The 11,933-nt window shown below is 64.5% G+C and carries 11 protein-coding genes; 6 read left to right on the forward strand and 5 right to left on the reverse strand.

The genetic code is table 11. From position 1 onward, the window contains the following. Positions 1-30 precede the first annotated feature (30 nt). On the forward strand, positions 31-375 hold the full coding sequence (gene arsC, locus CDQ92_RS10160; RefSeq protein ID WP_088441235.1) for an arsenate reductase (glutaredoxin): 345 nt from the start codon (positions 31-33) through the stop codon (positions 373-375). Positions 376-476: 101 nt separating this feature from the next. Here arsC and CDQ92_RS10165 read toward each other — a convergent pair whose 3' ends face one another. Then, positions 477-701 carry a hypothetical protein gene (locus tag CDQ92_RS10165; RefSeq protein ID WP_144035739.1) on the reverse strand — a complete coding sequence of 75 codons (225 nt, stop codon included), beginning with the start codon at positions 699-701 and terminating at the stop codon, positions 477-479. Positions 702-871: 170 nt separating this feature from the next. Then, positions 872-1,981, reverse strand: a complete 1,110-nt coding sequence (gene recF, locus CDQ92_RS10170; RefSeq protein ID WP_088441237.1) for a DNA replication/repair protein RecF — start codon at positions 1,979-1,981, stop codon at positions 872-874. A 484-nt stretch (positions 1,982-2,465) separates the two neighbouring features. Here recF and CDQ92_RS10175 point away from each other — a divergent pair, with 484 nt between their 5' ends. Continuing rightward, the gene (locus CDQ92_RS10175) at positions 2,466-2,645 is read left to right on the forward strand and encodes a PspC domain-containing protein (protein ID WP_088441238.1); all 180 of its coding nucleotides are present in this window, start codon (positions 2,466-2,468) and stop codon (positions 2,643-2,645) included. 178 nt (positions 2,646-2,823) lie between these two features. Here the strand turns inward: CDQ92_RS10175 and grxD are convergent, their stop codons facing one another. From grxD to CDQ92_RS10190, 3 genes are read right to left on the reverse strand one after another with little or no spacing between them, the layout of a single operon-like run. After that, a complete protein-coding gene (gene grxD / locus CDQ92_RS10180) occupies positions 2,824-3,153 on the reverse strand; it encodes a Grx4 family monothiol glutaredoxin (protein ID WP_088441239.1) in 330 nt (109 codons plus the stop codon). A gap of 45 nt (positions 3,154-3,198) precedes the next feature. Beyond that, the gene (locus tag CDQ92_RS10185) at positions 3,199-3,432 is read right to left on the reverse strand and encodes a BolA/IbaG family iron-sulfur metabolism protein (RefSeq protein ID WP_088441240.1); all 234 of its coding nucleotides are present in this window, start codon (positions 3,430-3,432) and stop codon (positions 3,199-3,201) included. Positions 3,433-3,436: 4 nt separating this feature from the next. After that, on the reverse strand, positions 3,437-3,763 hold the full coding sequence (locus CDQ92_RS10190) for a DUF1476 domain-containing protein (protein WP_088441241.1): 327 nt from the start codon (positions 3,761-3,763) through the stop codon (positions 3,437-3,439). Between the two features lie 209 nt (positions 3,764-3,972). Between CDQ92_RS10190 and CDQ92_RS10195 the strand changes: the two genes are divergently transcribed. The 4 genes from CDQ92_RS10195 (at position 3,973) to CDQ92_RS10210 (ending at position 11,917) form a co-directional block, all read left to right on the forward strand. Continuing rightward, the gene (locus CDQ92_RS10195; RefSeq protein WP_088441242.1) at positions 3,973-7,074 is read left to right on the forward strand and encodes a CHAT domain-containing protein; all 3,102 of its coding nucleotides are present in this window, start codon (positions 3,973-3,975) and stop codon (positions 7,072-7,074) included. Between the two features lie 4 nt (positions 7,075-7,078). After that, positions 7,079-9,166: an adenylate/guanylate cyclase domain-containing protein gene (locus CDQ92_RS10200; protein ID WP_088441528.1), complete on the forward strand. Its 2,088-nt coding sequence runs from the start codon at positions 7,079-7,081 to the stop codon at positions 9,164-9,166. After that, positions 9,153-9,911 (forward strand): hypothetical protein, encoded by a 759-nt coding sequence (locus CDQ92_RS10205; protein WP_088441243.1) that lies wholly within the window; start codon positions 9,153-9,155, stop codon positions 9,909-9,911. The genes CDQ92_RS10200 and CDQ92_RS10205 overlap by 14 nt, the downstream gene beginning before the upstream one ends. A 185-nt stretch (positions 9,912-10,096) precedes the next feature. After that, on the forward strand, positions 10,097-11,917 hold the full coding sequence (locus CDQ92_RS10210) for a ShlB/FhaC/HecB family hemolysin secretion/activation protein (protein ID WP_088441244.1): 1,821 nt from the start codon (positions 10,097-10,099) through the stop codon (positions 11,915-11,917). Positions 11,918-11,933 lie beyond the last annotated feature (16 nt).

Genomic DNA, 11,933 nt, shown 5'->3' on the forward strand with positions numbered 1-11,933 from the left:
GTGCGGTAAGCGATGATTAGGAGGCTGCGCATGAACGCAACCATCTGGCATAACCCCGCCTGCGGCACCTCGCGCAAGACGCTCGCGATCCTGGAAACGACACCCGGCATTGAGCTGACCGTCATAGAATATCTGAAACAGCCCTACACGGCCGCCAAGCTGCGCCAGCTGTTTGCCGATGCCGGACTGAAGGCACGCGACGCATTACGGCTGCGGGGTACCGACGCCGAAGAGCGCGGACTGACCGATGCCCAAGAGGACGCGATCATCGCCGCGATGGCAAAGCACCCCGCCTATGTCGAACGTCCGATCGTCGAGACCGACAAAGGCGTCCGCCTGTGCCGCCCGCAGGATGTGGTCCGCGAGATTCTCTAGGCCCCTTCCGTCGTAGCTTGACCGAGGCACCCGTCTCCTGAAAGCAAAGAGGCCACGGACAATGTCCGCAGCCCCTCGCGAAAACTCAAATCGCAGACCGATTACGGGCTGGTCGGTTCGTCGTCGCCGTCGGTGAGCAGGACGATCGCTGCGATGATACCAACAGCTGCCAGCGCCAGAACGATCCAGCTGGTCTCGCCTTCCAGCTCGCTCTGACCTTCGACGGGCGAAGCAGCGCGAACGCTCTGCGCCGCCGATGCAGCCACGGGCGCCGCGACCAGCGACGTTGCAGCGAGGCTGATCGCCACCTTCTTCAACAAATTCATAAAATACTCCCTGTCGTAATGATCTGACGAGGTTTTGCGCGGCATTGCGCTACGATATTGTTCTGCCTCGATATTCATAGCCCTTTGGCGAGGGATAATGCAATGGGTCGGCGCATGCGTACTGCCGTAAAAAGCCGCCAGATCGGCGCTAACTTCGTCGGTAAAATGTACTAGCCCGCCATGATCCTGCCGCTCGAGATCGCGAATCGCGTCACTGGCCCCGGCATATCGGCGAACAACCCCGCTTCGGTCCCGGTCAGCCATGCCTGCCCCCCCTGGTCCGCCAGCCGGGTGTAAAGCGCTGCGCGGCGCTGCGGATCCAGGTGCGCCGCCACCTCGTCGAGCAGCAGGACCGGTCGCTGCCCACGCGCCCGCGCGACACAGTCACTGTGGGCAAGAACAAGCGACAGCAGCATCGCCTTTTGCTCGCCGGTCGAACATCGCGCCGCCATCCGACCGGTCGCCGCATGCACCGCGTTGAGGTCGTCGCGATGCGGCCCCGCCGTTGCGCGCCCGGCGGCAGCATCGATCCGTCGCCGCGCCGCGAACAACGCCTTCAGCGAATCCGCCCGATGCGGTTCGGCGCGCACCACACCATCGCCGTCGATCAGCGTCAGCAACGGCCGCGCAAAGGGCGTGTCAGGCTGACTGGCGAGTTCGGTCGATAAGGCTTTCAGCATTTGCTGACGCGCGGCGTCCAGCGCCGCGCCGTGCTCGGCCAGCTGCGCCTCGAGGCTGGCCAGCCATTGCATGTCGGCGGCACCGTGATCGGCCAGCAACTTGCCGCGCGCGCGCAACGCCGCGTCATAGCGATTGCTGCGCTGGGCGTGACGCGGATCGAGCGCGAGGACGAGCCGGTCGAGAAAGCGGCGGCGGTTCCCGGCGGTTTCGACGAACAGCCGGTCCATTGCCGGGGTCAGCCACAGCACGCCCAGCCACTCCCCCATCGAGGCGGCGGCGGCGGCGCTGCCGTTGATCCGCACCAGCCGACGTCCGGGCTGCGTTGGCTCAATACCGGTGCCAAGCGATACTGGCGGCAGGGCATCGCCCGCCAACACTTCGGCAAAGACTGCAAAACCGCCGCTCGCGCCATCGCGCACGATATCGGCCAGCGCGGCGCGGCGCAGTCCGCGGCCCGGCGCGAGCAACGAGATCGCTTCCAATATATTGGTCTTGCCCGCGCCATTGTCGCCGTGCAGCGCTACCAGGCCCGGGCCGGCGACCAGTTCCGCCGCGGCATGATTGCGAAAATCGGTCAGCGAAAGGCGGGTCAGCGTCATCTCATAGGGCGCCTACCGCAGCTCTTCCCGTCACACCACCCCGCCTTCCCACGTTGACGCGGCAAATACTGCGTTCTCGACCCCGCGTGCGACAAACACAAAGAGCGGTCCGCGGCGACAAAGTGGAAATGAGCCCGCAATTTTTTCCAACTGGCGGCAATTTTCGCCATCTTGCCGTAAATTTTGCACTGAAATAATCTGTCGCGAACCCAAAAACCCCACTTAACCGCCGATGAACGAAGTTGGCACGGTCTCTGCATAAGTGTCGGCATCCACCGGAACGGTCCGAGTGGAAGGTTCAAGGAAGGAAAATATCATGGCCCATTTCAATGTCGACTCGTTCAAAAGCTACGCCATTGCCGCCGTTGCTTCGCTCTACGCCTCGGTGATGCTGCTCGGCATTGCCAGCTCGAACAGCCTGATCGTCTGATCGGATTCGACGCTCAAAAACGCCGGCCGCGAGGCCGGGATGGAAAGGAATGAAATGAAACAGGGTTTTCGCAAGAATCGTCGCGATGGTGTCATTTTCGGTGTCTGCGCCGGGATGGCAGACCAGTTCGGCTTCGACGTCTTGTGGACGCGCGTCGGCTTTGTCGCCTTGACGCTGCTGGGCTTTGGCCTGCCGCTGCTGCTGTACCTCGCTGTCGCGATCCTCGCGCCATAGGGCAGCCTACCGGGTCGGACGCGTTCGACACGCGTCGCACCGGCCCGCCTGATCCCAATAAACAAGGGCTCGTCGGCCTGACCGGCGAGCCCTTCGCATTTCAGCGCAGGATCAAACTGCTGGGATCGCAGCGCTGGCCGCGTACCGCCACCGATCATGGGTGGTCAGCTGGCCGCGTTCACTCCGCCCGCGCGGGGATCCCGGTCATCAGCGTGTGCAGCTCACCCGCTTCCCACATTTCCATCATGATGTCCGATCCGCCGACAAACTCACCCTTCACATACAGCTGAGGAATCGTCGGCCAGTCGGAAAATTCCTTGATGCCCTGCCGGACTTCCATGTCCTGCAGCACATCGACAGTCTCATATTCGACCCCGAGCCGGTCGAGCATCGCGATCGCGCGCGACGAAAAGCCGCACTGCGGGAACAGCGGCGTGCCCTTCATGAACAGCAGCACGGGATTGTCGGCGACCAGCTTGGCGATGCGGTCATGCGTGGGTTCGGTCATAATCGTCTCCGGTGGCGCATCGCGCCAGAAATTGGGTGCTGGTCCCTATGAAGGAACGGCAGTCGTCAATTGCAAGGCATGAAGTTCGCCGCCCATGCGTCCGCCAAGCGCCGCATAGACCGCCTTGTGCTGCGCGACGCGCGTCATGCCGCGAAAGGATTCGCTGACGACATGCGCGGCATAATGGTCGTTGTCGCCCGCAAGATCGGTAATCGCGACCTCTGCATCGGGAAACGCCGTGACGATCATCGCCCGCAGATCATCTTCGCGCATGCCCATTGGCTCAGCCCTGCTTGTCCATGAACTGGCGCCGTGCTTCGACCGCCTTGTCATTTAGCGCGGCGCGGATTTCGGCATCGCTGATCTCGACCTGCGCCGCGGTCAGGTCGCCTGCGAGCTTGCGGATCACGTCTTCGTCGCCAGCTTCCTCGAAATCGGCCTGCACCACCGCCTTGGCATAGGCATCGGTTTCTTCGGGGGTCAGCCCCATGCGTTCGGCGGCCCATTCGCCGACCAGCCGGTTGCGTCGCGCGGTGATGCGGAACTGTGCGTCCTGATCACGGGCAAATTGGGCCTCAAAGGCGCGTTCACGATCGTCGAATCCGCTCATATTGTCCTCACGGGTTTGAAACTGTCGCTTTGCAGATAGGTTGCGCGCCCGATGGGTGCAAGCGACCTGTGCTGCTGATCACTTCCCTTTTGCGGGCGAAGGGGTTAGGCTCCGGATCAGGGAATGGGTCGTACCGCAGCAATGAAGACTGCGCCTTGCCGCAAATGCGTCGGCACGGCGCCTCTAGCCTTGGGTTTGGGGGATTGGTGATGACCGTTCGACGTCCGTTTTGCCTGCCGATTCTGGCGGCGCTCGCCTTGGCGGCACCCGGAGCCGCGCAGGCGCAGGGCACCGATCCCACGCTCCGCGACAGCTTTTCGATCGGCGATCAGGGCGGTTCGCTGTGCGCGGTGCAGGCTACGGTGCGCGATGCCGTCATCGACGGCATGTTCGATCGCGCCTGGGTGATCCTGTGCCGCGACGCCAGCCAGCCGGTCGGCACCGTCCGCATGCTGCGCGCCAGCCCCGACAGCGCCCTCGCCCGCATCGAACGCGGCCGCGCCGACACCATTAGCTGCGCCGCCGACGGAACCTGCATCGTCAAGGACAGCAGCGTCGTATGGCAAACGCGGATCGAGAGTGACGGCAACACCGCTTACACGGTCGAAGGCTTTGCTGCCTATGGCGACGCGCTCAACCTGGCGCTCGAATCGATCCGCCAGCGCAAGGTCGTCCCCGGCGTCATCAAGGTCGCGACGACGTCGGTCGGCGGCAATGACGGGTTCGCCCGTACCCTGGCGGGCGCAATCGATGTCGATAAGGCACTCGCCGAGGGCTATCGGCGCAATCACAGCGGCGATTATGCCGAAGCCGCCGAATTTTTCGAAACCCTGTCGCGCCGCACCCAAGACGACCAGGCCGCCGCCGACATCGACCCGACCGAATTCACCCTGAACCGCGCGCTGCAACGCTCGAACCTCGGCGAGTTCGGCGAGGCTGAACGCCTGTTTGCCGAGGCCGAGGCGGTACCGACGAGCGACCCGGTCCAGCTGCGCCTGCGCCGCAATTTCCGGGCGATCCACGCCCTGAACCAGCGCGATTATGATGGCGCGGCCGAGCTGTTGCAGCGACCGATTGCCCCGCTGACCACTGCGATCACGGTTGAGGGTTCCAGCGTCACCTTGACCCCGACAATCGTCGCCGGGGTCAACAGCGGCAGCAATGCCCGCGCCGTCCAGCAAGGGTCGGATCGCGAACGGCTGACCCCGCTCGAACGCGCGCAGATCATCGATGCACAGGCGGTCCATCTGCTCGGCACCGTCGAACGGCTGCGCGGCAATGGTGCGGCGGCCAAGGCGGCGCAGATCGAAGGCCTGTCCGATGCACTGGCAGTCCGCGAAGGCCGCGTTACCTCGATCGTCCGCTTGCGCTCGCAAATGCTGGGAGAACTCGCCCTCGCCGAAGAGGCGCTCGGCGACATCGCCGCCGCCGACGCACGTTTTCTGGAATCGGTGAACGCGCTCGCGGTCGAATATCCCGAAACCAACGCGCTCGCTTCGGCGCGGGCGCGCTACGCCGCCTTCCTGACCCGCCATGGTCAGGACGACAAGGCGCTGACCATCTATCGCGACGTCGTCACCGCGCTGGCCGCGTCGCAGCGCTCGACAACTGGCATGGCCAATATGATGGCGCCCTATTACCGGCTGCTCGCCAGCCGCGCCGCGACCGACCCCACAGCAATCAGCGATTTCTTCGTCGCCAGCCAGTTGCAGGTTCGCCCCGGTGTTGCCGACACCCAGGCGGTGCTGGCGCGCGAATTGTCAAGTGGCAGCGACGATGGCGCGCGGCTGTTCCGCCAGGCGACGACCCTGAACCGCGATATCGAACGTGCGCGGATCGAGGATGCGCGGCTCGGTCAATTGCCGGTTTCGCCCGAAATCAACGCGCTGCGTGCCGATCTGAAGACCCAGCTCGACAATCTGTCGTTCCAGCAAGCCGAAACGATCGTCGCACTGGGCGCCTTTCCGCAATATCGCGTTGTCGCGCCGGGCAAGCTCGACCTGCCCGAACTGCAGCAGGTGCTGCGCGCTGACGAAGCCTATCTCAAAATGCTCGTCGTCGGCGATTCCGTTTACGCGATGCTGATCGAACCGACCGGCGCTCAGTTGTGGAAATCGGACATCAGCGCCGCGGCCCTCGACACCGCGGTCGATACGATCCGCTCGACGATCTCGATCGTCGAAAATGGCCGCCGCGTCACCTACCCCTTCGATGCGGCGACTGCGTACGAGCTGTACGGTCAGTTGTTCGCCCCGGTTGCGGCGCGCCTGCCGAGCGTCGCGCATCTGATCTTCGAACCCGACGGCGCCATGCTGCGCCTGCCGATCAACCTGCTGATCACCGCCGACACCGGGCTTGCGCCCTATGAACAGCGGCTGCTCGATCCCGATGCCGATCCCTTCGACATGCGCCAGATCGCCTGGCTCGGGCGCACGACGCGGCCAAGCACCGCGGTCTCGACGCTCGCCTTCCGCAACGCGCGGCAGGCGGCACCGTCGACGGCGGCTAATCAATATTTCGGGCTGGGCCAGAATCTGCCGATCAATGGCACCACCCTGCCCTCGCTCGGCACCCGCGGCGCGGCAGGCGGTACCGTCGACGGAAGCTGCCAGTGGGACGTCTCGCAATGGGCGCGGCCGATTTCCGCTGACGAGCTGGTGACCGCGCGCAATGCGATGGGCGGCGATGCCGGAACACTGCTCACTGGTGGCGCCTTCACCGACAGCGCGGTCAAGACCCGCACCGACCTCAATGACTATCGCATCATCCATTTTGCCACCCACGGGCTCGTGACCGCGCCCCGCCCCGCCTGTCCCGCGCGCCCCGCGCTGGTCACCTCGTTCGGCGACGGCGATTCGGACGGGCTGTTGACCTTCCAGGAAATCTTCGACCTCAAGATCAACGCCGATCTGGTCATTCTTTCGGCGTGCGACACCGCGGGCGCGGCATCGGTCGCCGCGACGCGCGAGGCGGGGCTGTCGGGCGGCGGCAATGCGCTCGACGGGCTGGTGCGCAGCTTTATCGGCGCCGGCGGCCGTTCGGTGATCGCCAGCCACTGGCCCGCGCCCGACGATTTCCACGCCACCAAGCGCCTGATCGGCGGCCTGTTCAGTGCCAATCAAGGCACCAGCGTCGCCGATGCGATGTGGGGGACGCAGATGCGGCTGATGGACGACAAGCAGACGTCGCATCCTTATTATTGGGCCGGGTTTGCGATCATCGGCGACGGCGGCCAGCCGCTGCTGCACGGCACGACGGCCACCGCCGACGCCGTACCTGCACAGGAAGGTGTCGGCCGCGCTGCCCGCTAAGACTATGCCCCTGTCCGAAGCCAGCATATCCGCCACTGATCCGGTTGCGCCGGACGATCAGCGCCCCGCCGTCCCGCTGGGCAAGCGCGTGCGCCGATTGGTCATGCAGCTCGGCCCGTCAAGGTTGGCGGCGACGATCTTGTTCCTGGTCGTTGCGATCCTGATCGCGCGCTTCAGCTGGCAGATGCCGCTGATCGATGCCGCCGAACGCGCCTTATACGACGCACGCGCGACGCTGATGGCGCCGCATGTCGAACAGGACAAACGCATCGTCCTGATCACCTATAACGACGAAACCCTGTTCAACACCGGCATCCGGTCGCCGCTCGACCGCACCCTGCTCGCCAATGCGCTCGGCAATATCGACCAGATGGGCGCCAAAGCGATCGGGATCGATATCGCGTTCGACTCGCCGCGCCCCGACGACGAGGTGCTGAAAACCCAGCTGCGCGCGATGACGACGCCGACCTGGCTCGCCTATGCCGAGCAGGCGAGCAACCCGAACACGATCTTTTACGAACAGCAGAAATTTCTCGAAGCGTTCATCGCCGACGTCGCGACCGACGAAACCAAGCCAACGAGCGTGCTGTTCCAAACCGACGACGACAGCGTGATCCGCAAATGGCCCGGCCGGCCCAAGAATTTACCGCCATTGATGTCGAACGCCATGGCGCCAGTCGATCCGGCTTTCGGCAATTTCCAAGGCAATATTCGCTTCCTCGTCCCCGCGCGTGCCGCGAAGGGGCAAGAGGAGCCCGTCTTCTCCAACATTCCGATCGACAGCTTCGCGATTCCGATGGACGATGAGACGCGCGCGGCCTTCGCCGAAGGGGTCAAGGACCGTTACGTCCTGATCGGCGGCGACATTATCGACAACGACCAATTCAATACCCCGCTCAGTCGCTTTCTCGATCCGATCACCGGCCAGCACGAGACGATGATCGGGCTGGAGGTCCACGCGCATATGCTGGCGCAGCAGCTCGACAATGCGTGGTCGCGGCCGCTCGCCGGACCGGTGCTGTGGATTCTCGCCATCCTGATCGTGCTCGCGGGCGGGCTGACCAGCCTGATCGACCTGCGCGCGCGCTGGGTCGCGCTCGCCTTTCTGGGGCAAATGGCGTTTTTCATCGCTTTCCCCTTCTGGTTGCAGGGCCGCGGCGTCGATACCACCACCCTGCCGACCTTTGGCTGGGCGATCGGGTGGTTGTTCGGCTATGCCGCGGTCGGCACCGCGGCGCGCACCGTCGGGTCGCGCCAGCGCGCCTTTGCCCAGTCGGCGCTGGGCAAATATCTGCCCGCCGACGTCGCGGCGCAGATCATGCGCGACCCCGACCAGTTGTCGCTCCACGGTGAACGGCGTAATATCTTCTGCGTTTTCACCGACCTCGAAGGGTTCACCAAGCTCAGCCACGCAGTGACGCCGGAAACCGTCGCGCGTCTGCTCAACGAATATCTCGACCGCCTTTCCGAAATCGTGCTCGACCATGGCGGGACGATCGACAAATTCGTCGGCGACGCCGTCGTTGCCTTTTGGGGCGCACCGCTCAGCCGTCCCGACGACGGGCCAAAGGCCGCCGCCGCCGCACTCGCCATGTATGAAGCGGGCGAGAAGTTTCGCGTCGATATGGCCGAAGGCGTCCCGCCGCTCGGCATGACGCGCGTCGGACTGCACGTCGGCGACGCGATCGTCGGCAATTTCGGTGGCGAAGGCCGCATCCAGTACACCGCGCTCGGTGACGCCATGAATACGGCGTCACGGCTCGAGGCAGCCAACAAGGCGCTGAAGACCGGCGTCCTGATCTCGGCCGAGGCTGCGGCGCGCGCCGATCGCGACGATCTGGCGCCGATGGGACGGGTGACCTTGCGCGGCCGCGCGCAGCCGGTCGATGTGTTCAGCCCGCGTCCCGATCTCGACCCCGAACAGCGTGCCCGCATCGCCGCAATGGTCGCCGCGCACATTGCCGACGATAAAAATGTCTATGTGACCTGTGCCACAGCAATACAGGCGGAATTCGGTCAGGATCCAGCCATCATGTTTCTGATAGAACGTCTGAACAATACGAAAAATGGAGAAAGCTATGTCCTTTCCTGATCTGCCAAAGGGCCGTCTGGCCCTCACCGCCGCCGCCGCGATCATGGCGGTCGCGGTCGTCGGTACTGCTGCCGCGCAATCGATGGTCGTGCGCTCTACCGGGCCTTCGGCGAGCAAATATCCGACCGGCGCCAAGCTGAAATCTACCGACAAGCTGACCCTCGTCTCAGGCGACAAGGTCGTGCTGATGCAGGCGGGTAAGACGCGCACCCTGTCCGGCCCCGGCACCTTTGGCGCCAGCGGCACGATCCAGGCCAGCCAATCGATGAGCGGCACAGTAACGCGTATGCTCGCCAAGGGGCCGACAGTGCGCTCACGCGGCGGATTTTCGCGCGGGCCGAACGATCCGGTCCCCGTCGAAGCGCGCGCGCCGAACCTGTGGCTGCTCGACTATCGCGAATCCGGCACCTTTTGCGTGGCCAATCCCGCCACGCTGATGCTGTGGCGCCCCAATATGGAGGGCGACACCGCGCTGGAGATCGAAAGCGCCGGCAAAAAATCGACCGTTGCGATCGTCGACGGCGCCAATTTCCGCAAATGGCCGACCGATGTGCTGCCAGTACAATATGGCGTCGACTATCGCCTCTCGGGCGGTGGCCTCACCGCACCCGTGACGGTTCGCTTCACACCGCTGGAAAATGCCCCCGACACGGTCGAAGGATCGGTCGATATGCTGATGGCAAAGGGCTGCGCGCCGCAGCTCAACCGGCTCGTTGATGCGCTGTCGGATTCCGAAGCGGGGTGAGGTAAACGGATTCGGGCAGGCATTGAACCTGCCCAGTCCATCTGGTAGCAATCAGAAGAAAATCTGCCGATCCGAACGGCAGAACCTTTCCTTGGGTCGAACAATTCGCGCTGCCGGTCTCCGGCAGAGCTTTATGAATTTCCGCACCGCGATTTCGCGGCCGCGTTCGTACTTAAGGGGTCGTGATGATTACGGGGGATTCGGGATATATTGCGCGCGTGTGGCCAAAACGGGTCGCGCTGCGCCGAAACTTGATTGGGTCGGCGGCGTTGATCGCGGTCGCGATGCCCGCCGCGGCGCTGGCGCAGGCTACGCCGCAAATCCCGACCCGCGAGGAAATCCAGCAACCGACGCTGGCACCGCTGACCCCGCCCAATGAACAGGTGGTGTCCGCCGACGACGGCATCGAGCGCGCGCCCTGCCCGCTTGCCAATCCCGAATTCGCCAACGTCCGCATCACGCTGCGGGGCGTCGAATTTTCGAGCGTCGAGGGCATTGATAATGCGACGCTGGCGTCCAGCTGGTCCGATCACGTCGGGCAGGATCTGCCGATTTCGGTCGTCTGCGACATCCGTGATCGCGCCGCGACGACGCTGCGCGCGCAGGGTTATCTCGCCGCGGTCCGCGTCCCACCGCAAACGATCGACGACGGTATCGTGCGACTTGATATTCTCGCGGCGCGCATGTCGCGGATCGAAGTGCGCGGCGACGCCGGGCGCAGTGAACGACTGCTGCAACGCTATCTCTCGCGCCTCGACGACCAGCCGGTGTTCAACGTCATCGACGCTGAGCGTTACCTGTTGCTGGCGCGCGACATTCCCGGACTGGACGCACGGCTGACCCTTCGTCCCGGCAATGTGCCCGGCGAGGTCGTCGGCGAAGTCTTGGTGGCTCGCACCCCCTTCGTCTTCGATACCAATATCCAGAATTTTGGTTCACGCGACGTCGGGCGCTGGGGCGGGGTCGCGCGCGTCCGTATTGCTGGACTGACCGGCATGGGCGATCTCACGACCGCCAGCTTCTATTCGACCCCCGATTTCGACGAACAGCAAGTGGTCCAGCTGGCGCATGAATTCCGCGTCGGCGGCGAAGGCCTGCGTCTCGGCGCCAGCTATACCTATGCCTGGACCCGCCCCGACATTGCCGCCTTTCCGATCAAGTCGAAAACGCAGATCGCCAGCCTATTTGCCGCATACCCGGTTACGCTGACGCAAGCGCACCGCTTGACCATCGGCGGCGGGCTCGACCTGATCGATCAGGACATCGGCCTCGGCGGCGTGCCGATCAACCGCGACCGCCTGCGCGTGTTCAACCTGCGCGCCGACGCCAGCTGGATCGATCCGGGCTCGGTCGCAGGCCGCAGCGGCTTCAGCCCCAGCGAACCGCGCTGGGCGGTGTCGACCGCGCTGGAAGCACGCCAGGGCGTCAGCTTCCTCGGTGCCAGCAACGACTGCGGCCCCGGCGGCGTCACCTGTTTCTTGCCCGGCGCGGTGCCGCTGACCCGCGTCGATGGCAAACCCGACGCCTTTCTGATTCGCGCCAATGCGCTCGCCGAGTGGCGACCGCAAAAGCTGTTCACGCTGTCCGCCGCGCCGCGCGCCCAATGGGCGAGCGACCCGCTGCTCGCCTATGAGGAATTTTCGGGCGGCAATTTCACCATCGGGCGCGGCTTTGATCCGGGTACGATCATCGGCGACAGCGGCGTCGGCGTTGCGTTTGAGGCGCGCTACGGCTCTTTCGTCCCCGCCAATACCAAGGCGTTCGCGCTCCAGCCCTTCGGCTTTTTCGACGCGGCGTGGGTGTGGAACAAGGACGCGGCGTTCAATGGTCTCAATCCGCAGAAGCTCTTTTCGGCAGGGGGCGGCGTCCGCGTCGCCTATGGCGATGTCGCGCGGCTCGACGTGACGATGGCGGTGCCGCTCAACCGCGGCGGTTTCCTGGCGCAAAAGCCCGATCCCAGATTGCTGGTGTCGCTGACGACCCAATTTGGCGTGAAGGCGCGCTGACCCATGACGATTTCAT

The sequence above is a fragment of the Sphingopyxis bauzanensis genome, assembly GCF_002205675.1.
GTDB classification, from domain to species: Bacteria; Pseudomonadota; Alphaproteobacteria; order Sphingomonadales; family Sphingomonadaceae; genus Sphingopyxis; species Sphingopyxis bauzanensis.

What these genes read in the sequence shown, in the direction of transcription:
- CDQ92_RS10205 (WP_088441243.1), top strand. Translation starts at nt 9,153, where the DNA reads ATGTCCTTTCCTGATCTGCCAAAGGGCCGTCTGGCCCTCACCGCCGCC.
- grxD (WP_088441239.1), bottom strand. Translation starts at nt 3,153, where the DNA reads ATGACCGAACCCACGCATGACCGCATCGCCAAGCTGGTCGCCGACAAT.
- recF (WP_088441237.1), bottom strand. Translation starts at nt 1,981, where the DNA reads ATGACGCTGACCCGCCTTTCGCTGACCGATTTTCGCAATCATGCCGCG.
- CDQ92_RS10185 (WP_088441240.1), bottom strand. Translation starts at nt 3,432, where the DNA reads ATGGGCATGCGCGAAGATGATCTGCGGGCGATGATCGTCACGGCGTTT.
- CDQ92_RS10200 (WP_088441528.1), top strand. Translation starts at nt 7,079, where the DNA reads ATGCCCCTGTCCGAAGCCAGCATATCCGCCACTGATCCGGTTGCGCCG.
- CDQ92_RS10175 (WP_088441238.1), top strand. Translation starts at nt 2,466, where the DNA reads ATGAAACAGGGTTTTCGCAAGAATCGTCGCGATGGTGTCATTTTCGGT.
- CDQ92_RS10165 (WP_144035739.1), bottom strand. Translation starts at nt 701, where the DNA reads ATGAATTTGTTGAAGAAGGTGGCGATCAGCCTCGCTGCAACGTCGCTG.
- CDQ92_RS10210 (WP_088441244.1), top strand. Translation starts at nt 10,097, where the DNA reads ATGATTACGGGGGATTCGGGATATATTGCGCGCGTGTGGCCAAAACGG.
- CDQ92_RS10195 (WP_088441242.1), top strand. Translation starts at nt 3,973, where the DNA reads ATGACCGTTCGACGTCCGTTTTGCCTGCCGATTCTGGCGGCGCTCGCC.
- arsC (WP_088441235.1), top strand. Translation starts at nt 31, where the DNA reads ATGAACGCAACCATCTGGCATAACCCCGCCTGCGGCACCTCGCGCAAG.
- CDQ92_RS10190 (WP_088441241.1), bottom strand. Translation starts at nt 3,763, where the DNA reads ATGAGCGGATTCGACGATCGTGAACGCGCCTTTGAGGCCCAATTTGCC.